The sequence below is a fragment of the Caballeronia sp. INML2 genome, assembly GCF_023631365.1.
Classification (GTDB): Bacteria; Pseudomonadota; Gammaproteobacteria; order Burkholderiales; family Burkholderiaceae; genus Caballeronia; species Caballeronia turbans.
This window is the reverse complement of record NZ_JALQDH010000111.1, coordinates 255,108-280,730: the sequence shown is the minus strand read 5'-3', so window position 1 is coordinate 280,730 and position 25,623 is coordinate 255,108. Positions and strand designations below refer to the sequence as shown.

At 65.1% G+C, this 25,623-nt stretch carries 19 protein-coding genes; 2 read left to right on the top strand and 17 right to left on the bottom strand.

The genetic code is table 11. From position 1 onward, the window contains the following. Positions 1 to 247 precede the first annotated feature (247 nt). From NCT32_RS33760 to tssB, 17 genes are all read right to left on the bottom strand, one after another. Positions 248 to 4,135 (bottom strand): type VI secretion protein IcmF/TssM N-terminal domain-containing protein, encoded by a 3,888-nt coding sequence (locus NCT32_RS33760; protein ID WP_250478493.1) that lies wholly within the window; start codon positions 4,133 to 4,135, stop codon positions 248 to 250. Next, positions 4,132 to 4,821 (bottom strand): DotU family type IV/VI secretion system protein, encoded by a 690-nt coding sequence (locus NCT32_RS33755; protein WP_250478492.1) that lies wholly within the window; start codon positions 4,819 to 4,821, stop codon positions 4,132 to 4,134. The genes NCT32_RS33760 and NCT32_RS33755 overlap by 4 nt, the downstream gene beginning before the upstream one ends. A gap of 1 nt (position 4,822) precedes the next feature. Continuing rightward, positions 4,823 to 6,211, bottom strand: coding sequence for a type VI secretion system baseplate subunit TssK (gene tssK, locus NCT32_RS33750; RefSeq protein WP_250478491.1), 1,389 nt, complete (start codon positions 6,209 to 6,211; stop codon positions 4,823 to 4,825). A gap of 18 nt (positions 6,212 to 6,229) precedes the next feature. Continuing rightward, positions 6,230 to 6,997, bottom strand: a complete 768-nt coding sequence (gene tssJ, locus NCT32_RS33745; protein ID WP_250478490.1) for a type VI secretion system lipoprotein TssJ — start codon at positions 6,995 to 6,997, stop codon at positions 6,230 to 6,232. 147 nt (positions 6,998 to 7,144) lie between these two features. After that, complete coding sequence (locus NCT32_RS33740) at positions 7,145 to 7,927, bottom strand: hypothetical protein (protein ID WP_250478489.1); 783 nt, start codon at positions 7,925 to 7,927, stop codon at positions 7,145 to 7,147. A 26-nt stretch (positions 7,928 to 7,953) separates the two neighbouring features. After that, positions 7,954 to 10,602, bottom strand: coding sequence for a DUF2169 domain-containing protein (locus NCT32_RS33735; protein WP_250478488.1), 2,649 nt, complete (start codon positions 10,600 to 10,602; stop codon positions 7,954 to 7,956). Positions 10,603 to 10,614: 12 nt separating this feature from the next. Next, positions 10,615 to 13,371 carry a type VI secretion system Vgr family protein gene (locus NCT32_RS33730; RefSeq protein WP_250491312.1) on the bottom strand — a complete coding sequence of 919 codons (2,757 nt, stop codon included), beginning with the start codon at positions 13,369 to 13,371 and terminating at the stop codon, positions 10,615 to 10,617. A gap of 31 nt (positions 13,372 to 13,402) precedes the next feature. After that, positions 13,403 to 13,798, bottom strand: a complete 396-nt coding sequence (locus NCT32_RS33725; RefSeq protein ID WP_250478486.1) for a DUF4150 domain-containing protein — start codon at positions 13,796 to 13,798, stop codon at positions 13,403 to 13,405. Between the two features lie 24 nt (positions 13,799 to 13,822). After that, positions 13,823 to 14,497 (bottom strand): DUF3540 domain-containing protein, encoded by a 675-nt coding sequence (locus NCT32_RS33720; RefSeq protein ID WP_250478485.1) that lies wholly within the window; start codon positions 14,495 to 14,497, stop codon positions 13,823 to 13,825. Between the two features lie 33 nt (positions 14,498 to 14,530). Continuing rightward, positions 14,531 to 15,523, bottom strand: coding sequence for a pentapeptide repeat-containing protein (locus tag NCT32_RS33715; RefSeq protein ID WP_250478484.1), 993 nt, complete (start codon positions 15,521 to 15,523; stop codon positions 14,531 to 14,533). A 99-nt stretch (positions 15,524 to 15,622) separates the two neighbouring features. Next, on the bottom strand, positions 15,623 to 18,262 hold the full coding sequence (gene tssH / locus NCT32_RS33710; RefSeq protein WP_250478483.1) for a type VI secretion system ATPase TssH: 2,640 nt from the start codon (positions 18,260 to 18,262) through the stop codon (positions 15,623 to 15,625). Positions 18,263 to 18,304: 42 nt separating this feature from the next. Next, entirely contained in the window at positions 18,305 to 19,288 is a 984-nt protein-coding gene (gene tssG, locus NCT32_RS33705) for a type VI secretion system baseplate subunit TssG (protein ID WP_250478482.1), read from the bottom strand. Then, a complete protein-coding gene (gene tssF, locus NCT32_RS33700) occupies positions 19,252 to 20,976 on the bottom strand; it encodes a type VI secretion system baseplate subunit TssF (protein WP_250478481.1) in 1,725 nt (574 codons plus the stop codon). The genes tssG and tssF overlap by 37 nt, the downstream gene beginning before the upstream one ends. Positions 20,977 to 21,025: 49 nt before the next feature. Beyond that, positions 21,026 to 21,439: a type VI secretion system baseplate subunit TssE gene (gene tssE / locus NCT32_RS33695; RefSeq protein WP_250478480.1), complete on the bottom strand. Its 414-nt coding sequence runs from the start codon at positions 21,437 to 21,439 to the stop codon at positions 21,026 to 21,028. Positions 21,440 to 21,460: 21 nt separating this feature from the next. Next, the gene (locus NCT32_RS33690) at positions 21,461 to 21,949 is read right to left on the bottom strand and encodes an Hcp family type VI secretion system effector (RefSeq protein WP_250478479.1); all 489 of its coding nucleotides are present in this window, start codon (positions 21,947 to 21,949) and stop codon (positions 21,461 to 21,463) included. Positions 21,950 to 22,151: 202 nt separating this feature from the next. Continuing rightward, entirely contained in the window at positions 22,152 to 23,639 is a 1,488-nt protein-coding gene (gene tssC / locus NCT32_RS33685; RefSeq protein ID WP_250478478.1) for a type VI secretion system contractile sheath large subunit, read from the bottom strand. A 1-nt stretch (position 23,640) separates the two neighbouring features. Further along, positions 23,641 to 24,135 carry a type VI secretion system contractile sheath small subunit gene (gene tssB, locus NCT32_RS33680; RefSeq protein ID WP_250478477.1) on the bottom strand — a complete coding sequence of 165 codons (495 nt, stop codon included), beginning with the start codon at positions 24,133 to 24,135 and terminating at the stop codon, positions 23,641 to 23,643. Positions 24,136 to 24,549: 414 nt separating this feature from the next. Here tssB and NCT32_RS33675 point away from each other — a divergent pair, with 414 nt between their 5' ends. Together NCT32_RS33675 and NCT32_RS33670 are read left to right on the top strand one after the other, a co-directional pair. After that, positions 24,550 to 24,894 carry an STAS domain-containing protein gene (locus NCT32_RS33675; RefSeq protein WP_250478476.1) on the top strand — a complete coding sequence of 115 codons (345 nt, stop codon included), beginning with the start codon at positions 24,550 to 24,552 and terminating at the stop codon, positions 24,892 to 24,894. 127 nt (positions 24,895 to 25,021) lie between these two features. Next, positions 25,022 to 25,510, top strand: a complete 489-nt coding sequence (locus NCT32_RS33670; RefSeq protein WP_250478475.1) for an Hcp family type VI secretion system effector — start codon at positions 25,022 to 25,024, stop codon at positions 25,508 to 25,510. The last annotated feature ends 113 nt before the right edge of the window (positions 25,511 to 25,623 follow it).

Sequence of the window (25,623 nt, the reverse complement as noted above, 5' to 3'; positions counted from 1 at the left end):
GCGACCGGGTCGTCAAATCCCGCCCTAAACGGTACACCGTTCGTTATCTAAGAAAAGACCTTAACTGAACGGCATTAGCGCGAGGCCGGTGTTTTTTTATGCCGATGCGCGGCTTGAAGCCCGATCATCCTCTTCGTGGATCCAGCACGCTGCCATCCTCGCGCGGCACGGTCGCCGGTAGCGGCGACATCCCTGCAAAGCGAGAACACCGGCGCGCCGCCGATGTTTCCTCACGCCAAACCCCGGCTCAAAGCCCCGTCATCATCATCGCCGATGTCTGACCGCGCCAGCACGCGCCGATCGTCGCCGGCACGCCCAGTTCGCCGAGGCTCACCGGATTGCCCGCCACCGTCGGCACGATCGCCGGCAGCGGCGGCATCCCCGGCGACATCACCGCGAGCTGGTCCGCGAGGCTCATCTGCTGACGCTGCGCCTGCGCATCCTGAATCTGCTGCTTCTGCTGCGCGGTCGTCTTCTGCAGCGCGTCGTACTGCTGAATCTTCTGCGCCGCGTCCGTGACCTGCTCGCCATTCGTCACCGAAAACATCACCGTCAGCGACGTCACGTCGAGCGTCCTGAGCGCCGTCTCGCTCGCCGGAAAATCGGCGGGAACAAACTGACGCTGGCCATCGGCGAAATCCTTCAGGAACGACGCGACGCCGAGCGGCCCCGCGTAATTGCGGTTCAGCGTCAGGTTGCCGATCTTGATCTGCAAGCGCACGTCGCCGCACTGCCCCGCCTGCCACGCGAAGCTCGTGCTAACCGGGAAGTTGTAGTTGTTCAGCGTCTGCACGCCCGTCGCGCATTGCACCGTGAGAATCGTCGCGTAGGGTTTGGCCTGCGCGCCGGCGTTGACGTTGGTCGGCTGCGCGGTGAGCGTCAGCGGCACCGTCACGGCGCGCGCGGCATCGGCCTGCGTCTTCGCCGCGGCGAGCGCGCGGTCGAGCTGATCGAGCTGCTGTTGCGCTTCGAGCTGCGCCTTCTGCGCTTCGAGCTGCTGCGCCTGCTTGTCGGCGGCGCTGCGCGCGCTCGCCTGCTGCTGCGCAAGCTGCCGGCCATACGCGCCGTTGAGCGTCGGCACGAACGCCGACGTGAACGGCACCCGGAAGCCCTGCGTCTCGATCACGTCGTAACGGTTCGCGTTGCGCGTGAGGAACGGTTTGGCCGGACCATCGGCGAAAGCCCAGACCGCGCCTTTCGCGCCGAAAAGCTGATCGATCGCCGCGCTCTTGTCGGTCGCGCCCTGCAACGGAAACACCACGCTCGATTCCCAGCCGCGCTGCAACTCGCACGACGCCTGCTGTTCGATATACGCCGACAGAAACTCGAACGGCCCGCGAATCAGACGCCACGTCAGCGCATCCGATGGCTCTCCGGTGCCGAGCAGCGTGCGCAACTGCGCAAGCGGCTGCAACGCGTTCATCATCTCCGACGGCTGCGGCTGGGCGCTCGTCGAGTACTGCTGATAATCCGCCGCGATCTGATAATCCTTGCCGCTGCCCGCGCTGCTGTCGAGCGCGAGCTTGTTCAGCGCGCCGAGATATTGCGTGAGCGCATCGACGGCGCCGAGGTTGTTCGTCACCGTCCGGCTGCCGAGTTGCGGCGAGCCGGACAGCACGTCCTTCAGCGCCGCGCCGCCGACCGCGTTGATCGCGCCCGCCACGCGCACCGCCTGATTCGCCGCGCCGGCGCGCGTCGCCTGCGCGCGCACCTGCTCGAATTGGCGCGCGAGCGTGATCCAGCCGGGCATCGGCGCATCGGCGGGTTCGCGGGCGAATTCCTCGTCGATGCGCGCAATCAGCCGGAAGTACGGACTCGCCGGCCCGCTCACGATGCCGAGCGCCGAGCGCCAACCCGCTTCGCCCGCATACGGCGCCGGACCTTTCGTGAAATCGTCGACGAAACTCTGCCACGCCGCGATGCGCTGCGTGCGATACCAGTCCTCGAACGCGGCGCGCTGCCGGTCGAACTGCGCCGTATCGCTGACCGACGCGCGAATCTGCGCGGCGAGAGAATCGAGCGCCTGCTTGCCCGCGACCGTGTAGACGGCGGGCACCGATGCGTCCGCCGTATTGGCGACGTTCGCGCCGACGACACTGCCACGCGCCGTGCGCAGACCCGCATCGGAGAGAATGGTCAATGGCTGCGCGTTGCCGCCCCAGAAATCCGCCGCCCGCGCCGCCGGAACCTCGCCGCCGTCCGGCACGAGGCCGACGAGCCAGGTCATCTGCGGATCGGCCGCGACAGCCTGATCGAGCAACGCGCGCTGGCTTTTCGCGCGCATCTGCAAGTAACCCGCATCCTTGGGCGACCAGACGAGATACGAAATGGCGAGCGGATTGAGCTGCGCGTTGAGCTGCGCGGGAAAGAGCGACGTGGCGACCGGCTGCGGCATCGCTTCGAGCGTTTCGCGATCCGCGCCGCCCATGCGCGCGCGCAGCAGCGCGATCGAGCGCGCAAGGTTCAGGAGTTGGCGCGCCTCTTCGGCCGGCTGGCCCGACTGCCCTGCCTGGCCGAACGCGCTCGCGAGTCCCGCCGATGCCGCCAGCGCCGTCTGCTGGCTCTGATCCGCCGCCGGCTGAATCGCCTGCCGATACTGCTGCACGAAGACGTCGTGCAGACGCGCTTCCAGCGCTTCCAGTCCCGCGCCGTTGCCGAGCAGCCCCGACATCCAGCGGCGGTCGTTCTGCGCGACCTGCATCAGCACTTCGTTGGAATACGAGAGCGCGTTGGCGTCGTGGAACAGGTTGCCGTTGAGCGCCGCCTTGTCGGGACGCGCGCTGCGCACGAGTTCGAGCGTCTGCTTGTTGCCCGCGAACGATACCGAAAGCAGGATCGCGAACACGGCCAGCAGCAGTATCCACGCGACGACGCCCACGCTCTGCGTGACGCGCCGCCAGTGATTCACGAGCATGGCGGGTTTCGCGGCGAGCCGGTCCTGCGGCAGGATGCGGCCGAAGAAATCATGCAGGAACACGCCCGCGGTATCGCTCGCGTGCGGCGGCGACGCGCTCAGCAGCGAACCCATCAGCGCCGACATTGCGCCGCCTTCCTGTTGTCCGCTGGAAAAGAAGATGCCGCGCAGAAGCGGCCGTTCGAGATACGGACTGTCGGCAAGACAGGTGCCGAGGAACATCGTGAGTCCGCCGCGCAACTGCGCCAGTTCGTTCGGGAACATCAGCAGTTCGGGCGACGGCTGCGTGTCGCGCGACAGCATCGCGAGGCGCAGCGCCTGCAAGCGTGCGCCGATCGAGTCGAACGCGCGCCCGACGAACGCGCGCTCGCCCGAATCGGCCGATTCGCTTTCGTCGGCGAGATAGCCCATCGCCTGATCGAGCGCATCGGCGGGCAGCGACTTCGCCCATTCCTCGAAGCCGTAGAGACGGTCGCACTTCGTGACCAGCACGTACACCGGAAAACGCTTGCCGAACATGCGGATCAACTGCTCGATACGCGCGCGCACGATGCGGCCTTCGTCGGCGAAAGTATCGGCGTGGGGCGACATCAGCCGCTCCGCGCTGACCGCGAGCACGAGCCCGTCGAGGCCTTCGCGCGGCCGATAGCGTCCGAGCAGGTCGAGCCCGACTTCCCATTCGCGGCGATCCTGCTCGATATCCTCGGCCTGCACATAGCGGCCCGCGCAATCGATGACCACGGCGCGGTCGAAATACCACCAGTCGCAATTGACCGTCTGGCCGATGCTCGCCTGCTGGCTGATCTTCTGAATCGGCGACGACAGCCGCGCGCGCGTGAGCGCCGTCGTCTTGCCCGTGCCCGATTGCCCGACGACCATGAACCACGGCAGCGCATAGAGCGGATCGCCCTTGGTGCGCAGATTCGACTGGCGCAGCGTGCCGATCGCGGCCTTCCACTTGCGCTTCAGCATCGCTTCCGGCGATACGGCGACCGGCTCCGCATGAAGCGCCCTGCTCTGCGCGGCGAGCCGGCTGCGCGAGCGCATCATCACGAACATGCGGCGCGCGAAGATGGCGAAGAAGTACAGCGCGAACACGCCGGCGAAAATCGCGAGCGCGATCCACAGCGGCCAGCCGAAATAGAGCACGACGCCCCAGCTGATCGCGGCGACCACGATCAGCGTCAACAGCCACAACAACACGATGCCGAGCGTTTTCATAGGTGGATCTGCGCAAGAAGCGTATCGACGGATTCCGCGACGACCGTGTGATACACGCCATACAGCGCCGCCAGCAGGAAAAGCGGCAGCAGGATCGCGGTCAGCTTGCCGCGCGTGAGCCGCGCCGTGAAGCGCGTGCGCACGGCGGGGCTGTTCGCATCGGCGTCGGCGCCGGCGACGGGATAGCCGTCGGGGAACAGAAACGCGCGCGCCGACGCGCCGAACTGGTCGGCATCGGGCAGCAGCATCGCGAGATTGGTGCGGCGGATGTCGGTGAGCGTCTTCTGGTTGCGGTCGTAGGCGTAGCGTCCGCCGAAGCCGAGCGCGAGACACAGATAGAACACCTCGCGCACCGCCAGTTGCGACGGCGTGAGCTGCGCGAGGCGGTCGTAGAACGCCACGCCCGCGTTGCTGACGTTGGCGTAGCGGCGTTGCAGCAGATGGCGCTGCCATTGTCCGGCGCCCGTCCATTGCGTCGTGAGCAGCAGTTCGTCGGCCCAGGCGCTGAAAGCGAACAGCGCTTCGTCGATGTCGGCCTGCGCGAAGCCCGCGTCGTGCGCGGAAAGCCGTGCGGCGGCGATCGCGCCGTCGAGTTGCGCGGTGAAGCTCGCGGCGTCGCCCGACGGTGCGCGCGAAAACGCCCGCACATGCGCGAAAAGCGGGATGAAGGTATCGGCGAGGCTCACGTTATCTCCGCAGCACGACGATTTCGGCGCGCAAGTCCTGCGGCGCGTCCGGCCATTGCAGCGCGATGTTTTCGTCGCGCTCGACGGCATCCCACAGATCGCTCACCTGCTCGATCCGGAAATAGTTCGACGACGCGCGCCGCGGCATACCCTGCGGCGCGTTCGGCAGATGAATCAGCTCAAGCCCCGGCAGCGCGTGCGCGACGAGACGCCGGACATCGGCGGCATTGGCGAGACGCGCGTCGTGCAGCGCGCCGTCGACGACTTGCGCGGCGGGCTGATCGGTGCGCAGCACGAGATAGAAGCGATTGCGGCGGTCGAAGAACGCGCGCGGCAATTCGCCCGCGAACATGCCGTCACGATAGTCGAGCACCGCGAGATGCTCTGGCCCGATGGCGATCTCGCCGAGCAGAAAGCCGATCAGCGCCTGCGCGCGCGAGAAGCAGTTGTAGAGATCGGTGTGATCGTAGGCGGGCAGGCCGGGCGTGCCGTCGGCGGCTTCGCCGAGCATGTCGAAGCGCTCGGAAAAGGCGCTCAGTTCGCCAACCAGCGCGCGCAGCTCGCCGTACACATGCCACGGATGCACGCCCGGCGTTTGCGTCAGATGCACGAGATTGGGCGCGGCGCGCGAGAGCGTGCGCATCGCGAGGAGCAGCATCATGTAGCCGGGATCGAACTCGGCTTTCTGCAATTCGCGCGGATTTTTGAATTCCTGCAGATGATGCGCGCGGCCGACGACATCGTCGCGAATCTCGCGCACGATGCGCAGCAGCGTGTCCGACCCGGCGAGCGCGTAACCCGGCGCGATGAAGCGCTCCGAGAGCGTCACCGTGTCGCCGATGCGCGCGAGCTGCGCGATCGGAATCAGATCGTACTGGCCGAGATTGGCCGTCTCGCCTTCGAAAAACACCTTCAGCACGTGCAGCAGCGTGTGCACGGGCGCTGCGGGACCATCCGAATGCAGATCGGGCACGTCCGCCGGGTTCTGCAGGCTCGCGTAGCGCGTCGGCGCGGCGGCGGCATCATCGGCGGAGGCGCACATCGTCACGTTGTTGCCTTCGGCGGCCAGCTTGCGCACGCCGAGATACACGGTCAGCGCGCGGCCCTCGCCGATGGACGCGGCATCGAACGAACGCGGCGCGAGCACCGCGTTGCCCGGAAACTCGACGTACGTCCGATCCGGAAACACCAGCTTCGCCGAGCGCACCTCGATCGTCTGGCTGGCGATGGCGCCCGTCGCGATATCGAGCGCGCCCGCGCCCCAGAAATGCGGCAAGCCGGTCTCGACGACAGGCTTGATGCGGAATTGTTCGTGCAGCGCCGCCAGTTGAAAATGCTGGGGCTGCATGAACATGCCCTGATACCAGTAAACGCCCTTGTTGTGGTCCATTTGATCGAAGTCGATGTGCTAGTTGCTGACTTTGCGCAGGGGCGTGTCTTGCGTGCTGGCCGCGCCGACGGCGCCGGTCGTCGCGCCGGCGCCGGAGGCCGCCGCCGCGCTGCCGCTGAGACGGATTTCCTTGCCGCCGCCGTCGAGTTGCTGCGCGCGCGCGAGCGTTGCGGCGTCGGGACCGCCCGGCTCTACTTCGGCGTTCAGGATGCCCTGCGCACCGAGGTTGAGCCGCACGACGAGCGATCCTGGCAGCTTGGTGTGCGTGCGAAAGATGAAACCGGTCGTCTTCGTGACGACGGGTACGTCGAACTGGCGCGCCGCGTTGGCCGTGGCGAACTGCGCATAGCCCGCGACGAGCCCGATCGAGCGCGTGTTCTGCGCACGATCCAGAATCAGATAGGAATGCTGGCCCGGCGCGACGACGTAGCGCGAGAACTGCGCGAAGGTCGGCGGCACCTTGCCGGTGGCCATCGTTTCGGCGAGCGCGTTCGGGTCGGCGGCGAGATTGCGGAAGGCTTGCGCGTCGGCGGTTTCGTAGATGCCGAGCAGCAGCGTGTGCGACTGGCCGTCGAACTGGTTGAGACCCGGATCGGCCGCGATCTCGAACAGCACCGAATCGGTGGCGTAGCTCCAGACGACATCCGCGAGCGGGTCTTTCGGCGGCGAACTGCCGCAGCCGCCCAAGGCGAGCGCGACGCCCGCGAGCGCCATCACACGGCGCATTCCGTTTGCGCTTTGTCCGCCGCTGCGTGCGGCATGCTTGCTGGTTACAGGTACAGCCATTGCCGGTGCCCCATTCGTTTGCCGTCGAGCGTTACTTGCTGCCGCACATTCTCCGGATATTGCCGCGCGCTCATACGGCGATAAAAGGCGACTTTCCGGCCTTATTCGGCGGCTTCGAGATGCTTGACGGGAGCGGAGGCAAGGGCATCACACCAGCGGCAAAATAGTCGCGCTGGCTTCGCTGTCTTCCGTGTAGGGCATGAAAAGAATCGATTCGGGCGTGCCTTTCACACGCGCGTAATAGGCGTCGTCCGGGCCGAGCCGGTTGCGCACCGCCCACGCGATGAATTCGCGCTCGCCGACCTTAAGCGTCAGACCTTCCTGCGCATACTCCAGCACGGTCTTTTCCGGCAGCTTGCCGCGCGGGCCGACCGCCTGAAAATCGATCGTCGCGCCGCCGCCGTGCACGCCGAACACGACGCCGCTCCACTCGCCCGCGCGCGGACCGAGCGCGAACCACTGGCCGAGCTGCTCCTCGCCGACCACTTCGACGCGGTAATCCAGCGCCTCGCCCGCCTTCGCCATGTTCGCGCGCGCGACGATCTTCGCCGGCCACGCCGCGTTGCTCTCGACCAGCACGGTCGCGTGACCGAGCATCGGCGGGACCTCGGCGATGTCCGTCATCCCCGACAGCGCCACCGGAAAGCCCGCGCCCCGCGACTCGCGCAGGCTCGCCGCGAACACCGACAGGCCGTAGCGCACCGAAGGTTTCGCGAGCGCGGCGTCGTCGGCGAGGATCAGCCAGAGGTCGGCGCGGGCGGCGTTCAGCGCGTCGAGTCCGGCGCGCCACGCGAGTTTTTCGGGTTCGTCGACCCAGAAATGGCCCTGCGTAGCGAGGCCGTAGCGCTTCAGCACCTGGGACAGCGCGGCGACGCGCGCGCCGGCCTTTTCCTTGTCGAACGCGGTGATCCAGACGGTTTTCGTGCTCATGCCGATAGTTCCTTTCGATGACTGCGTCAGACCGCGGGCGGCCTGAACGTCAGAAGAGTGCGGTCGATGTTCGAGCCTTCGACGCTCGCGAGCGTCGGCCGGGCGTCTTCGAAATCGACGCCATAAAGGTTCGCGCGCGTCAGAAAGGTGCCCTGAAGCGTGGCGAGCCGCAGCGAACCCTTGAACAGGTCGATGCCGCTCAAATCCGCGCCCGACAGATCGGCGCGCGAGAACTTCGCCCCTTTCGCCGATGCGCGCCGCAACGTCGCCGTGCGCGCCGCGGCGCGGCTCAGGTCGGCGTTGTCGAGGTTCGCTTCGTCGAGCGCGGCGGCGGTCAGTTGCACCCCTTCCCAGCTCGCGCCGGTAAGACGCGCGCGCGTCAGCCGCGCGCGTTCGAAGCAGGTTTGGGCGTCGGCGCGGGAAGGGCTCAGCTCGGCTTCGGCGAAGTTCGCTTCGGGCGCCTGCGTGCCCTGAAAGTCGGCGTGCGCGCAGCGTGCTTTCGCGAAGTTGCCGCGCGCGACCGTGCTGCGCTCGAAGCTCGCTTGCGTGAGGATCGCGGCGGCGAAGTTCGCGTCGTCGAGCGCGCAGCCGATGAACTGCGCCCGCGCCGCGTTGCAGTTCGATGCGTTCACGGCCGTCATCGACGCGCCGTCGAACTGTGCGCCGCTCACGTCGGCGTCTTCGAGTCGCGCGCCGGAAAAGTCGCCGCCGGTGAAATCGCCGTCGGTCAGCTGCGCGCCGCGTAAATTGGCGTTCGCGAAACAGCCTCCGCCGCCGCTCGTCTGCGCGAGCCGCGCGCGATGCAGGTCGGCATCGGTGAAATCGGTTTGCATCAGCAGCGCCTGGGAGAAGTCCGCGCCTTCCAGACGGCTTTTCGCGAACGACGTCTCGTGCAGCAGCGCGCCTGAGAAATCGGCGCCGCACAGATCGAGCGCGGAAAGATCGATGCCCGACAGATCGCAGCCCGCGAAGCTCGAACGCGCCGCGTGCATCGCGATGACGGTTTCGCGCGTGAGCAGGGCTTGCGCGGGCGGCGAGGACGGCTCGCCGACAGCCGGCAGCGGCAGCGATGGCGCGGCTGGCACGGCAAGCGCGGCGAGATCGAGTTCGGGCAGCGCGCCCGACGGCATCGGCTCGGCGGCGATCACGGCGAGGCCCGGCTGGTTCGCGGCCCACGCGCGGGCATCGTTTTCGGTGAGGCCGGCGCGCCTCAGCGCGGACTGCGTGTGCGCGTCGAGATCGCGCAGCAGCGACGGCAGCGCCGCGCCGTTGCCGCTCGCGGGCGACGGCGTGTCCATCCGCCGGAGGAACGGCGCGACATCGGCGCCGGTCAGGTTGTGCTTTTGCATCAGCGCACGCGTCGCGGCGTCGAGATCGTCGGCCATCTTGTCGACTTCGGCGAGCGTCGGCGCGGGCCCCGGCTGCGCGGACGGCATGAAGCGCGCGAGCTCCTGCTCGCCGATGCCGTGCTTCGCCATCAAGGCGCGCGTTTGCTGCTCCAGTTGCGCGGCCATCGCGTCGACCTCGGCCAGCGCGGGCGATGGCGCGGCGGCGGCCGCCGCGCCCGCTGGCGCGGACGACACCGGCGCGGCGGGCGCGGCGGACGTGGACTGTGCATCGGCTTGCATCGCCGCCAGTTCGCCGCCGTCCTCGACCAGCGCCTGAATGCGCGCGCGATAGTGCTCGAAGGACAGCGGCGCGGCGTCCATCGATTCCCACTCGGCCATCAGATGCGATACGTCGAGCGCGTCGGGATCGGCGACATCCGCGAGCGCGCGATACAGCACGATCCCGCGTTCGAGTTCCGGAAAGAGCCACACGGTTTCCGCGTGCGCCGCCACTTCGCGCAGCGTGCCCTGCCCCGGCTTGCCGGCGTGCACGAAGCAGCGCGCGCGCAGGCGCGGCAGGTTGCCCTTCAACATCGGCTGGCGGGCGTGCATACCCTGGATTTCGAACGCTTCGTCACCTTTTAGAAAGCCGTCGAGCCATTGATCCTGCGGCGCGCTCATGAAGTATTCGAGACGCGTATCGGCGGGCAGATGCGGCCAGTCGGTCGCGAGCCAGCGCTGGTCGCACTTGCCGAGATAGCGCTGACGCTGCGGCGCGTCGATCGCGAGTCCCCAGAAGCCCGCCGGCGCGACGCGCTGGCCGCGTTCAATAAGCCTCTGCCCCTCGCTCTCGACGTTCGGCAGCGGCCAGATTCCACGGCCATCGGGCCCGGCGACGGCCGCGCTGCCTTTGCCGCGCGGGTTGTCCGCGCAATCCGGCCCGCCGAACGCGGTTTCCGGCACGACCGGCATACGCGCATACGGCTTCGGCGCGCCCGGCATCCCGAGCGCGCCGAATTGCCGCTCGCCGCTCACGATGAGCGATTTCGCCAGCCCGCCGATACGCACCGCGATGCGCTGCTCGCTCACCTCGCGGCCTTGCGGCGCGTGCGCCGCGCCGTACACCTTGAACTCGGCGCGCGGCTTGGCGTTGCCTTCGTCGAGCAGGACATCGGCGCCGAGCGCATCGGGCACGGCCTGCCACATGTCGGCCTCGGGCAAGAGGTTCGCGAGATCGCTGCGGGCGAAATCGAAATAGCCCATCATCGCGACGGCCAGCAGATTGCGCCGGTTCAAGCGATACGCGCGATACATGAGCGCCAGCTCGGCGGGTTTGAAGACCTTCATCGCGTCAGTCCTTCAGCCCAGTTGCACCGGCTTGCCGCCGGCGTACAGCTTTACCCCCGCCGGCGTGCACTTCAGGCCCGACTGGTTCTGGAAGGCGAAGACCGCCTGGTCCGACTTGAAACCCAGGCCGCTCGTGCCGCCGGGCAATGCCATGCGGATCTTGTCGTTGGAGACGAGCAGCGTCGCTTCGCCCGCCGTCGTCTTGACCGAATCTTCCGAAATCGCGACGGACACCTTCTTGGCCGGGTCCGTCGCGAGCGTGAGCTGCGTCGGCTCGACCTTCACGCTCGCGTTGCCCGATACCGCTTGCACCGCCTGCGGCGATTCGATCTTCGCGCCCGCCGTCGACAGCGTCACGGTGCCTTTGCCGCCACCGGTCTTCTCGAACGACAGCACGCTCGATGTTTCCGTCATCGCCAGTTCGCCGGTGGCGGAGGTCGCCCACGTATGCTTGATCTGCGAGACCGAGGTATCGGCGGCGACGGCATCGACTTCCACCGCGAAGCCCAAGGCGTTCACCACCGGCGCCGGGCTCGCCGCGCCCGGCTTGCTCACCTTCATGACGATGCCGTTGCGGTCCATCTCCATCGTGCTCGCGTGCGTGTTCGTCGCTTTTTCGAGCGTCTCCGCGACACCGCTTGCATAGTGCTGCATCAATGCCTGCACCAGCACGTCCACCGCCGCCGAGCCGAGCGAATCGACCAGTGCCGCGTCGCGGTTCTCGTCGCTGCCGTACTCGGTTTCGCCGTCGCCGTTGGTCTTCAGCAATTTGGTGGCGACCGATGCCGCGATCGCGCTGTTCGCGGCCAGGGTCGCGAGAACCGCCGCTTTCACGCGCGTCTTCGTCTTGTCGATCAGCGTCGTATAGATCGGGGCCAGACCGCCCTGAAACTTGACCTTGTCGCTCGCCTTCTCGGTGACGGTCTTCTTGAGGCTCACCGATTCGGCGCAATCGTCGAGTTCGATGCTCCGGCCGAGCTTCCAGCTCACTTCCGCGCTCGCCGCAAAGCTGGTCGCTATGCCGATCGTGTAGTCGCTCGTAACGCCCGCCGCCAGCGAACTGTTGACGGACAGCGAAATATCGTTTTTCGCGCCGACGGTCAGCGAATTGTCGACGCCCGCGGTCATCGACTGCGAACTGCCCTTCGTCGCCACGAAAAAGCCGCTCGACGCCGCCGAGTAGCCGACCGTCATCCGGCTTTCCTGATACGGCGATTCGAGCGTGATCGATTGCTTGCCGCGCGTATCGTCGATGCTGACGACGTTGTCGCCCGCCGTGCGGATCAGGTTCTCCGCCGCGTTTTCGCTCGTGACGACGCTCTTGTTCGCCGAGTTCGGCACCGCGTTGGTGATGACGGGCTGGTCCGGATCGCCATCCGTGAAGGACAGCAGCACTTCCGCGCCCTTCAGCAACGGGAAATCCATGCCGTAGCCGCTGCCCGCGTAGGGCGAGGCCATGCGCACGCGCGCCGAGCCCTTGTTCGGATTCTTGTCGGTGAGATCGAACGGCAGTTGCACCTTGTACTGGCCGAATTCGTCGAGGTCGGCGTAGGTGGGATCGTCGCTTTCGGCGTCGATGGTCGCCGTCATCGTGCCGGGAATGCGCGGCTTTAGCGTCACGCGCTCGGCGCGGAACTGCACGTTCGAGGCGATCGCGCGAAAGCTGTTGCTGTATGTGGTTTCGCCGCCCGCGCCGGCATCGCCTTCGGCGCCGCGCGCGCCCGTCAGCAGCGCGCCGGCCTGCGAGCCGCGATGATGAATCTCCGTCAGCAGATATTCGGCGTTGAAATCGTCGCGATAATGCCCGGCGAGCTTCATGAACGCGCCCGCGCGCAGCCCGACCGCCGTGCCTTCGCCCGAATACACGCGCCCGGCGCAGAAGATTTCCTGCGCGCGCAAGGTCGCGTAACGCGCGCCTTCGGTTTCGTCACGGAAATTTTCGCCGTAGATCATCACCTGGCCGCGGCCCTGTTCCGACACGGTCGCCGTCGCCTTCAGCGCCACCGCCGCCTTGCGATGATTGAAGTCCTGCAACAGCACTTCCTTCGGCAGCGGCTTCGCGCGCAACATGAAGTTGCGCACCGCGTCGCGCGCGAGGCCGATGTTCATGCGATCGTCCGGCCGATACACCAGCGGCAGCAAGGCCGATGCGCTCTTGTCGAGCATCAGCGTATCGTCGACGACGACGAGCTTGTCCTGACCGCTCGCGTGATCGAAGCAGAAGTACATGCCTTCGTGCTCCATCCAGCGCGACAGAAACTCCAGATACGTTTCCTCGAACTGGCAGACGAAGCTGCGCGTGCGATACGTGCCGGTCAGCCTGAATTCGAAATCGTTGGTCGTGAGGCCGCCGTTCTTCAGCACGGTCTTGAGCGTATCGGCGATCGTCTGCTCGTCGAGATACACCTCGGAAATGCGCGACAGCGACAGGTTCCAGACGCGCGGCACCAGCACGGCGCGATAGAACACGTAATCGTCCGCGTGATGCATCTGCTCGAACTCGGCGAGGATGCCGTGATACGGCGTCGACGTGTCGCCGTCGGGGCCGTGGATGGTGAAGGTGGCCGGATGCGCGAGCATCGCGTCGAAATCGACCGAAGCATCGTCCGATACGAGCGTCAGCGTGAAGCGAAACGGCTGCGAGAGCGCCTCGAAGCCTTCCATCTCGACGACCTGAAACGCATAGGCGCTGCCCGTGCCCTTGCTGGCGGTCGTGCTGAAATCGAAGCGCCGGTTGGCGAGCACCTGGCTGGACAGCATCTCCATCATTTTCCCCTGTTCGTCGCGCGAAACCGCGCGCTCAACTCATGATCATCACGACGGGCTGGCTCGGCGCCAGCACGCTGCCGACGGTATTGCCGCCGTTCTGTCTGGTCGTGTCGCCGAGGCGCACCGCGAAATTGCCTTCGAACTTGACGACCTGGCTGCTCATCACGAACTCGGTTTCGCCCATCATCGAACCCGAGGCGACGCCGCCGTTCGCGCCCGCCTGATCGCCGTTCGACATCGGAATCTTCGACGCCTTCGTGAGCGCGGGCATCCCGCGCACCATCACTTTCAGCGTGGCCGGATTGCCCATCATCGGCATGGCGATGTTGGGGTACGGCACCGGCACCGGCGGCGCGGGCGGCGCGGGTGTGAGGCACGTGTCGGGCATACCCATGCATTGCCCGTTTTCCTTGGTCACGGCGAACATCGCTGGCTCCTTGTCGCGTGTGTGTCAACCGAGATCGATCTTTTCGCCGTCGATCTTCACGTGCCCTTGCGCGAGCACGCTGGCATCGCGGGCGGTCACGTGCAGGCGCTCTTGCGCCTTGATACGCACGCGCCCCGCGCGCGTTTCATCGACCTTTTCGATCCAGCGGAAGCTGTCGCGCGCCTTCTGCACGAGCCGTCCGACCGTCGATGTCACCTGCTTCGCCACGCTGCTGACGATGCCCAGGCGCGCATGAACCTCGCCGATCGACGCATCCAGACGATGCAGGCGCATCTCGCCGTGCAAGGCTTCCATGCCGATCGCGGGCGCTTGCATCGACACGGCGTCCGTCGCCTTCAGGTCGATGCGCGCCGCTTCTATCCGCACATCGCCGTGCGCCATATGCAGCGCGACGCCGCCCGGCAGCAGCAGTTGCGCGCTGTGCGCCGATGCGCGCGCCAGCAACGCGACGATGTACGCCGCCGCATTCACGCCGACCGCGCCGCCACGGCTGACGAGCACCGTGTCGCCGCAATCCGGCTCGATGAGGCAGCTATCGGCGCGCAGCGCGCGATCCACGGATGCATCGGCGGCGCTGACGAAGAACCATTTATCCGCGCGGCCCGTGACGGTCGCGTACGTGAAACCGGCGGCCTGCTCGTGTCCGGCGCGTGCGTGAGTTTGCAGACTGCTCTTCATTTCCTGACTCGATTGGCTCGTTAAGTAAGACGCTCAGGCGGCGCGCCACTGCTCGGCGCGCGCGAGCGCTTCGTCGGTCTTGCGCGCGGTCTTCAGATTCGCGCCGTCCCAGCGGGCGTTCGTCTGCCCGATCGCGTGGACGTTCGTGTTGCTCAAATCGGCGCGCGACAAATTCGCGTCCGATAAATCCGCGTGCGACAGATCGCATTCGATCAGCCGCGCCCCGATCAGCGATGCGCGCGGCCAGCGGCTCGAATGCAGCATCGATTGCGTCCACTGGCTCGCATCGGCGCGCGCCGCGCTGAAATCCGCGCCGCTCGCATCCGACATGACGAAGCTCGCGCCCGCCAGATCGGCTTGGGCGAGCCGCGCGCCGATCAACGCGGTGTACGTGCCGCGCACATCGGCGAGCGACGCGCCTTCGAGCCGCGCGTTCATGAGGCTCGTGCGATCGAGCGCCGCGCCGCGCAGATCGACGCCCGCGAGATCGGCGTCGTTGAGGATCGCCATCGTCAGGTCGCACGTTCGCAAATCCTGCTTCGTCAGCAGGCAGCCCGCGAAGAACACGTTGCAGAGCGTCGTCCCGGCGAAGACGGCGCTCGTGAAGTCCATGTTGATCGCCGTGAGGCGCGTGAGGTTCGCGCGCGAAAAATCGGTCTGCGTGAAGCTGCATTCGTGCATATCGGCGCGAACGAAGCCGGCCTGAACGAACGCGGTCCGCGTGAAATCGCAGGCCGCGAAATAAGCCATCTCGAAGTTCGCGGCCTGCGCCGTCGCGCCGCTCAGATTCGCCCGCGCGAACGACACGCCCGCCGCGCTCACGCCCGACAGATTCGCGCCCGACAGATCGCACGCTTCGAAATCCGCATCGGCGAGCGTCGCGCCGGCGAAGTTCGCGCCCGCGAGCTTCACGTTGCGAAAGCGGCACGCCGACAAATCCTGCCCGGACAGATCGATGCCGCAAAGATCGGCATCGTCGATCATCCTGTCGCCCGCCAGCGCCGCCGCCAACTGTTCCTTGCTCAAGCCGTTTCCTCTTGTCGTTCGTGCATTCTCGAAGCCAGTTTGCGGGCGCCCGGCTTCCATCGTGTTTCAGCCGGACGCCCGCGCGTTACCGATGTAACTTCAGCCCGGAAAACTCACGACGAAATCGCCTTCGTCGTTCACATCCAGCGCCACTTCCGGCAACGCCGCGCCTTCGCCCATGCGCGTGAGAATTTCCTGCGACATCAGCGGCAGCACCGTGCCACGCAGAATGAAGTCGATGTTGCGCGCGCCCGTCTCCACTTCCGTGCAGCGCGCGGCGATCTGCGCGACGACGGCATCGCTGTACGTGAAACGCATCTTGTTGTTATGCGCGACGCGCCGCACGATCTTGTCGAGCTTGAGACGCACGATGCCCGCGAGCGCATCGGTGGCGAGCGCGAAGTACGGAATCACCGTCATGCGCGCGAGCAGCGCGGGCTTGAAGTGGTTCGACAGAATCGGCCGCACGGCGGAAAGCAGCGTGGCGGCGTCGGGCTTGTCGTCGCCGGCGGTCATTTCGGTGATGACATCCGTCGCCAGATTCGACGTGAGGAAGATCACCGTGTTCGAGAAGTCGATCTCCTTGCCCTCGCCGTCCGACAACATGCCCTTGTCGAACACCTGATAAAACAGGTTCATCACGTCGAGATGCGCCTTTTCGACTTCATCGAGCAGCACGACCGAATACGGGCGCTGGCGCACCGCTTCGGTCAGCACGCCGCCTTCGCCATAGCCGACGTATCCCGGCGGCGAACCGATCAGGCGGCTCACGTTGTGCTTCTCCTGGAACTCGCTCATGTTGATGACGGTGGTCGACTTTTCGTCGCCGAACAGGATGTCCGCCACCGACAGCGCCGTCTCCGTCTTGCCGACGCCCGACGGCCCCGCGAGCAGGAACACGCCCATCGGCTGCTCGGGATCCTTCAGGCCGGATTTGGCGGTCTTCAGCACTTCGGCGATCTGATCCATCGCGTGATCCTGACCGCGGATGCGCGCCTTCAGCGTGTCGGCCATGCGCATTACGCTCTGCGCCTGATCGCGCAGCATCTTGCCTACGGGAATGCCGGTCCAGTCCGAAATCACGCGCGCGACCACGTCCGGATCGACGTCGATATGCACGAGCGGCTGGCTGCCCTGCGCCGTTTTGAACGTCTCGGCGGCGGCCGCGATGGCATCGGAGAGCGTTTGCAGCACATCAGCCGATGCGCCTTCGGCCTTCGCGCGATGCCGCGACGCACGCGCGTCGAGCAGCGCGCGCGCCGCTTCGCGCTGACGTTCCCAGACGGCGCGCAGGTCGTCCGCTTGCGCGCCGAGTTTCGGCAGTTCCGCGTCGATTTCGGCGAGACGCGCGAGATCGACGGGCTGCTGGTTGTCGGCATCGCGTTCGAGACCGTTCTTTTCGCGCTGCAACGCCTGAATGCGGCGCTCGGTGTTTTCGAGCACGTCGGGCTTCGCGCTTTGCAGGACCTTCACGCGCGCGCAGGCGGTGTCGAGCAGATCGACGGCCTTGTCCGGCAACTGACGGCCCGTGATATAGCGGCTGGACAACTCGGCCGCCGCGACGATCGCGTCGTCGCGCAGCACGACCTTGTGCACGTCCTCGTACTTCGCCTTCAGGCCGCGCAAGATGAGCACGGCGGTATCGAGATCCGGCTCGTCGAGCTTGACGAGCTGGAAGCGCCGCGCGAGCGCCGCGTCCTTTTCGAAATACTTCTTGTATTCGGCCCACGTCGTCGCCGCGATGGTGCGCAGCTCGCCGCGCGCGAGCGCCGGTTTCAGCAGGTTGGCGGCGTCGGAGGTGCCCGCCTGACCGCCCGCGCCGATCAGCGTGTGCGCTTCGTCGATGAACAGAATGATCGGTTTCGCCGATGCCTTCACTTCCGTAATCACGCCCTTCAGGCGGTTCTCGAACTCGCCCTTCACGCTCGCGCCCGCTTGCAGCAGGCCCATGTCGAGACCGAGGATGGTCACGTCCTTCAGCGAATCGGGCACATCGCCTTCGACCACGCGCAGCGCCAGTCCTTCGACGACCGCCGTCTTGCCGACGCCCGGATCGCCGACGCAGATCGGATTGTTCTTGCGGCGGCGCGCGAGGATATCGACCATCTGGCGGATTTCGGCATCGCGGCCGAACACCGGATCGAGCTTGCCCGCGCGCGCCTTCTCCGTGAAGTTTTCGCAGAAGCGCGCGATGGCGCTGCCGTCGCCGCTTGCCGCCGCCGATGCATCGCCCGCGCTCTCGCCGATCGCTTCGCGCGTGCCCGCTTCGACGGAGCCGCCGCAGACGCTATCGAACGAGCGGATCAGCGTTTCGCGGTTGAGCGCGCGCAGCGGCGCGGCGTAGTCGCCGGTCGCGTAATAGGTCGGGCGCGCGAGAAACGCGAGCAACGCCGCGCCGGAGCGGATGCGCGGCTCCTGCATATCCACCGATGCGATCAGCCACGCGTCCTGCAGCATTTCCAGCAGCAGCGGCGAGAACGCGGGACGGCCCGCGTTGCCCGTCTTCATCTGTTCGAGCGACAGGTTGATCGCGCGCTGCACCAGCGCCGCATCGACGTCGTGCTGGCGCAGCAGCAGCGCGATATCGGCCTGATGGTTTTCGAAGAGCTTGACGAGCAGATGCTCGACCGTGATCTCGTAATGACCGCGCGATACGCACAGCCCGACGCCGTCTTCGAGCGCCTGTTTGCAAAAGCCGTTGAGGCGGCCCACCAGGGGCTTCAGTTCGACCAGCAGCATGTTTGTGTTCCTCTTAGTCTTGCAGCAACGGCCAGCAAATGGTTAGAGAGAGTAGTGAACCCGGGTCGGCGACTTCGCCTCGCCGGGATTGAGCCAGGTGTCGAAACCGAGCCGCGACCACGCGCCGCGTCCCAGGCGCGCGGTGCCGGCGTCTTCGTGGCGCAGTTCCAGTTCGACATCGACGTCGAGCGGATCAGTCAAGTAGAAGCGCGTGAAAAAGCGCAGACGCGCGTGCGCGCTTCCGCCCGGCAGCATCTGATGAAACAGTTTTTGCGGCACGTCCGCGAATTCGATGCGAATCGCGCCTTCGTGATCGTCGATTTCAGCGCCGAGCCACGCGTCTTCGCCGAGGCGGCTTTGCTGCCGTCCCAGTTGCCAGCGCTGATCGGCGGGAATCGGCACCGCGCGCATCACGCCGCAGATCACCTTGACATCGGCGGGCGCGAAGGCGTCGGCGAGCAGGGTTTTCAGGCCGAGCGCCGAGCGCGGCCGCTGATTGAGCAGGCCCGCGTAGCGCAGCAGTTCGGCGCTGCCGGGCAAGAGATCGGCGCGCAGGTCCGGATCGTGCAGGCCGACGAACGCATACAGCTGATTGAGCGACGCCTCGTGCCGATCCTCGACGATGCGCTGCTCGACGCGGTACTTGGCCCACGCGTCGAAGAGCAGCGGATACATCGCGTAATGCACGACGTCGAGAAAGTCGCGCGTGACGTGATGGCCTTCGCGCTCTTCCTCGAAGAGATCTTCGGTGTAATAGGTCGGCAGCGGCGAGGCGACGCCGTACAGGCCGAAGAAGTTCGCCGTGATGCGATAGCCGCCCGACGGCATCGACTCGATACGGTCGATGTCGTTCTCTGGGAAGCCGAGCCCGAGCCGCGGGCGAACGCGCAGGTTTTCCTGATTCAGCCCCGTATGGCGGTCGTACAGGCGCAGCAGCCGGATCGCCTGGAAGTAGGAATACTTCTCACCGTTGGTGAGAAGCAGCGCCTTCACAGCATCGGCTGTTGTCCGAGTCTCGGCGGCCATTTGAATACGGTTCCGGAAAGCGTGTCTTCGAGTTCGACGCGCGTATAGGCATTGATGCCGGCGTAATCGCCGAGGAAGCGTTCGATCATGCAGCCGAACAGATACAGGTCGCCGATACCGGCGTAATGGTCCTCACGGCAACGAATGCGGATCAACTGGCCGCGCTGCATCCCGCCGCGCCCGACGAGACGCGACTCGCGCGTGGCCGTCACATCGACGATGCCTTCGATGCGGCGGCGATTCGACTGCTCCTGCCCTTGCCGTCCGTTGAACACGTACAGGCCGAGCATCTTGCGCAGGTTTTCCGCGCTCGCGAGCGACAGCAGATTCAGCGACACGTGCGATAGCAGGCACCACAGCAGTTCCTCGCCCGCGGGCGGGTCCTGCGCGGGCGTGATCGCGCGGATGTTGGTAAAGCTCATCTGATCGGGCGACGTGCTCGTCGGCACGTTGATGTCGCCCGGCTTGAGACCTTCGGGCAATGCGCGATTCGTGCACGTGACGCGGATCGACAGCGTTTCCGGCAGCGGCGTTTCGGAAGGCGGATAGTTGAGCGACAGATACACGTCGCTGCCGCGTTCGACGTTCGCGCTCTTCAACGTCGTGCGATAGCTCAGTTGCGCGCCGCGTCCGTCGTGGCGGAACATGCTGAACGGCTGATACACGCGCTCCTGCGCGCGGCCCTGCTGATAGCCGAGCACCTGGTCGACGGAATACACCTGAAAGTGCCGGCGATCGCGTCCTTCGGGATTCACGCGATATTCGGTCGCGCGATGATCGTGCGTGATCGGATCGGCGACATGCGAGAACACGTTGACCGCCGGGACCACGTTGAGCATCAAGCTGCCGGTGTCGAGTTCGGGCATCCAGCCATGCAGGCCGTCGAGCGTCATGACGATGCTGAAGCTCGAGCCGCTCGCATTCGCGGTCCAGCGCTCGAGCCCGGCGATATCGATGAAGAGAAACTTTTCCGGTTGCGTGAAGAATTCCTGGATCGTGCGATAACCGCTCGAAGCATGACTCGGATAGCCGATGAGACCCGCGTCGAAGCCGCTCGTGCGCAGGCTTTTCGCGCCGAGCGACAGGCGCTCGCCGCTGCCGCCGGAGATGCGCACGTCGGTCACGTGATTCATCAGCAGCAGAAGCAGTTTCGATGCATCGACATAGCCGCCGCTCAGGAACAGGCGGATCGAATCGCCGTTCCATTGCGCGATGCTCAGGCCGCCTTCCATTTCGAAGTCGATCATCAGCACCGGCGCCGTGCCCGCGTGACTCAGCAGATTGACCCCGGCGATGCGCAGCGGCTCGACGTCGAGATCGCAGCTCGTGCGAAAGCGGCACGCGGTGCCATCGACCGGTACGGAGGCGAGCTCGGTGCCCGCCGCGACCCGCGATGCGCCCGTACGCGGACCCTTCGCGGTGAAGCCGATCAGCGTCGAAGCCGGCACCGGCCGCAGATAATGCGGGAACAGCAGATTCGTGAGTTCCTGAACGAACTCGGGGAACTGGTCGTCGAGTTTCTGGCGCGTGAGGCCGTTGAGAAACGCGACGCCTTCGAGCAGACGCTCGACATCCGGATCGGCCGACGTGCCGGACAGCATCGGCGCGGTGGCGGGGTTCGCGAGCGCGAACTCACCGGCCAGGCCCTTCAGCTTGTTCAGCTCATCCTGATAGTATCGATTGAACATGCTTCACCGACTCGGCGGCACCCGGAAGAAAAAGGTTTTGACGATGCGATCAGCCGACGCTCACGCGGCCGTTCGCGCCCACGGTCGTCGAGATGCGCAGCGGAATTTCGCGGTCGTCCACTTCGAGCGAACCTTCGAGCGAGAAGCGGATGGACAGCACATCGGTTTCCTGACGATTGAGCGTGACGCGCGGTGACTTAATACGCGGTTCGTAGCGCACCACCATCCTGCGGATTTCTTCTTCGATCTCGCGCGTGGAACCCATCGCGGTGGTGCCGGCAAGGTTGGTGAAATCGGGCACGCCGAAAAGCGGATCGATCTGCACGCTGCCCTGCCGCGTGTTGAGCAGGCGGCTCAGGTGGCTCATCACCGAGTCGAGCAGAACGTCGACCTGGGTTTCGTTGGAGCGCTGCTCGCCCGCATTCCAGGTGGCGATGCGCTCCAGCAGCCGACGTTCTCTCACCTCGCCTCCTGCCTGCTACGTTCAGGACTTCGGCGCGAGCCAGGAATCTTCGGCTTCGATGCCATCCGGATCGAACGTCCACGTGATCTTCTCGTACGTGAACGAGATGTCTTCCATGTGGCCCATCTGCTTGTTCTCCGGCGACAGGCAGTTCGGCGTCCACGACTTCATGTTCGTCAGAATCGCGTTGGAGAGCTTCACGGTGTAGTACTTCTCCTCCGTGCCCTTGGGCGAAATGCGGTAGAACTCGAGCGTCACGTCCTTCATCTGCTCGCCCGACGTCAGCGCCTGGAACAGCTTCGGCGACGACTTGTCGATTTCCTTGGTGAGCGTCATCGGCAGATGCACGCGCTTGCCGGTGGGCAGGCCCGTTTGCGGGCTCTTCGGGATTTCGATGGTGTGATCGACGGCTTGCACGAGGATCTTTCCTTCGTGACCTTGAACCTTGGTCGAGCCTTCGATCTTGCCTTGGTTCTGGCCTTCGAGGGTGAGGTAGCACGGCATCGGCATGATATTTCCCCTAATGGGTAGCACTCTGTTTGGATGTCGGAGCGGCGCGATCTCTGATGAAGCGCCGCCTCCGGTTTTTTGCTCAGCTCTTGTTTGCGCTGCGCATGTTTCACATGTTGCAGAAGGCCCGTTACCGCCTGGTTTCAGTTCCTCCGCGCTGCGTTACAGATGAAACACGCCCTGCGCCACGACGCTTCAATGCTTATTTTTTGTCCAGCTTGCCGACGAGCGACAGCGTGAACGACGCGCCCATGTACTTGAAGTGCGGACGCACCTTCAGGTCCACGCGATACCAGCCCGGATCGCCTTCGACATCGGCCACGACGATCTCCGCCTGACGCAGCGGACGACGGCTGCGCACGCCTTCGGCGGGGTTGTCCATGTCCGCGACGTACTGGCGAATCCACGTATTGAGTTCGCTTTCGAGATCGACGCGCTCTTTCCATGTGCCGATGTTCTCGCGCTGGATCACCTTGATGTAATGCGCGAGGCGGCTCACGACGAACATGTACGGCAGTTGCGTGCTCAGCTTGTAGTTCAGCTCGGCGTCCTTGCCTTCCTTCGTGTTGCCGAAGAACTTCGGCTTTTGCGCCGAGTTCGCCGAGAAGAACGCGGCGTTGTCGCTGTTCTTGCGCATCGTCAGCGCAATGAAACCCTGCTCGGCAAGTTCGAACTCGCGACGCTCGGAGATGAGCACTTCGGTCGGAATCTTGTTCTGCAGCTCGCCCATAGATTCGTACGTGTACACCGGCAGATCGCCGACCGTGCCGCCGCCTTGCGGTCCGATCACGTTGGCGCACCAGCGGTAATCGGCGAAGCTCGACGTCAGGCGCGAAGCGAACGCGAACGCCGCGTTGCCCCACAGGAACTGGCTGTTGCCGCCCGAGACGTCTTCCTTGTAGTTGAACTTCTTGGCGGGCACGGTATCGGCGCCATACGGCACGCGCAGCAGGAAGTGCGGCAGCGTGAGGCCGACGTAACGCGCGTCTTCCGACTCGCGGAACGCGTTCCACTTGACGAACTGCGGACCTTCGAAGATCGACGACAAGTCCTTCAGGTTCGGCAACTGGTCATAGCTGTCGACGCCGAAGAAATGCGGACCGGCCGCGGCAATGAACGGCGCATGGCTCATCGCCGAGACGCTCGCCACGTTCTGCAGCAGCTTGACGTCCTGCGTGCCCGGGCCGAACTCGTAGTTCGCGACGATTGCGCCGAACGGCTGGCCGCCGAACTGGCCGTATTCGGCCGTGTAGAGATTCTTGTAGAGACCCGAGTTGGTGATGTCGGCGGCATCCTCGAAGTCTTCGAGAAGCTTGCCCTTGCTCACGCTCAGCAGTTGAATCTTGACGTTCTCGCGGAAGTTGGTGCGGTCCACGAGGAACTTGAGCGAGCGCCACGCCGATTCCATCTTCTGAAAGTCGGCGTGATGCAGGATCGCGTCGACCTGCGCGCACAGCTTCTGGTCGAGGTCAGCGATCATGCTGTCGACCGTTGCCTGCGTGATGCGCTCGACCGCGTTCTGCGGCTCCAGCAACTGGCCGATGAAGGCCTGAATGCCCTGGCGCGTGATCGAATACGCTTCGTCGCCCGGCTTGATGCGCGCCGACTCGATCAGCTGGTCGAGCAGCGAAATGCTCGCGTCCGCTTCCGGCGCGGCGGTGGCTGCCTGTTCTTTTTCCATGTCGCTCATGTCACTTTTCCTCGATGCCGAGTTCGCTCATCAGACGCGCGCGCACGCCTTCGTCTTCGATCAGTTCCTGAACCCGCTTGCGGAAATCGGGAATGTTGCCGAGCGGTCCCTTCAGTGCCTTCAGTGCATCGCGCAGGGCGATCATCTGACGCAGTTCGGGCACCTTCTCGACGATCGCGTCGGGCGAGAAATCGTCGACGGACTCGAACTTCAGGTTCATCGCGATCTTCGCTTCCGGGTCGGCGTTCGCTTCGAGGCGGTTCGGCACCGCGAGATCGAGCGAGAGCTTCTGGCCCTTGAGCACTTCGTTGAAGTTGTCCTTGTCGACGTTGACCGGCTTCATTTCCTCGATCGGCGTTTCGTCGTCGCGCAAGGTGAAGTCGCCGAGTACCAGCAATTTGAGCGGCAACTCGACTTCCGCCTTGGCATCTCCGGTGGCCGGACGATACACAATATTGACCCGCTCCTTCGGAGCCACTGAACCGTCAGATGCCATGCCTACCCCCTAACCCAATACCAAAAGTGTTGATGAAAAATCAGGCCGCTTTGTTAGCGTCGCAGCGCGGTGGCGCGTGAATGTCGCTTGAGTCGCACGATCGTTCGCGAAAGCTGGCGCATCGGCGTCATCGCGTGCTGCTGGCGACACGGAACGATCTCATGCCGTATCGCCGGTCATTGCCGCAAAGAGAACCGGGTTCGGGGTTCTATTCGTGCCTTAGGCATAAAACCCGCGTGATACGCTGACTTTCCTGTCGCTGAGGGCATTAACGACCGCGTTCGCAAATTCTTGAAGGCGTTTCGATGCTCAAGGATTTTTTATTTCTGCCGTCAACAATCGGAGCGTCATCGAACGACGCGACATGCCTCGACACAGGCAGGCCGCCATATCGCCCTTACGTGAGAAACCATTGTGGCAAACCAGTATGAAGTGCAGGGCGACGTGCTCATCGTGAGCCTCGAGGGCGCGCTGAACAGCACGAACGCGGCGCAGGTCGAAGCGGAAATCCAGCGCCAGCTCGATCAGGGCCTGAACCAGTTGCTTTTCGATCTGAGCGCGCTCGGCTATATCTCCAGCGCGGGACTGCGCGTCGTGCTGATCGCGGCGAAGCGTCTCAAGCAATCCGCCGGACGGCTCGTGCTCTGCGGTATGCACGACCAGATCCGCGAAGTCTTCGAGATCAGCGGATTTCTCAACATTCTCAACGTCACCGATACGCGGGCCTCCGCGCTCGAACGCTTCGACGAAGTGGCGTGAATCCCGCGTGTTTCATTCGTAACCTGGGCGCGTTTTTCTGAAACGCGGCGGTAACGGCGCGCACCCAGAATTCATCCCATGCACAGAACGAACTGCGCACAACCAACGAACAACTGGAGAACAAATCATGCCGATGCCCTGCTACCTCACGCTCGAAGGCCAGAACCAAGGCAAGATCGAAGGCTCGAACAAGGTTCGCGGTCACGAAGGAAAGATCCTCGTGCAAGCCGTCGATCACACCATCGAAATCCCGAAGAGCCCGCAGACGGGCCTGCCCACCGGCAAGCGCGTGCATGGCGCGATGACGCTGACCAAGGAAATCGACAAGTCGTCGCCGAAGCTGTTTCAGGCGCTGGCGTCGGGCGAGCAGATGAAGGACGTGACGCTCGAGTTCTATCGCATTTCGCCCAAGGGCACGGAAGAGAAGTACTACACCGTGAAGCTGTCGAACGCGATCCTCACGAACATGCAGTCGTGGACGCCGAACTGCCTGTCGCTCGAAAACAAGCAGATGGGTCACATGGAGAATCTGTCGTTCACGTACGAGAAGATCACCTGGACGTACGAACCCGACGGCATCGAAGCCGAGGATTCGTGGCTCGCGCCGAAGGCTTGAGCCGGATCGATCCATCGCGGTAAGCAAGGCCGCCTCGTCATCGAGGCGGCCTTTTTGTTTGCGGTTTCGAGCGCATGTTTCATCCGTAACCTGAGCCGGCTTTTCTGAAACTT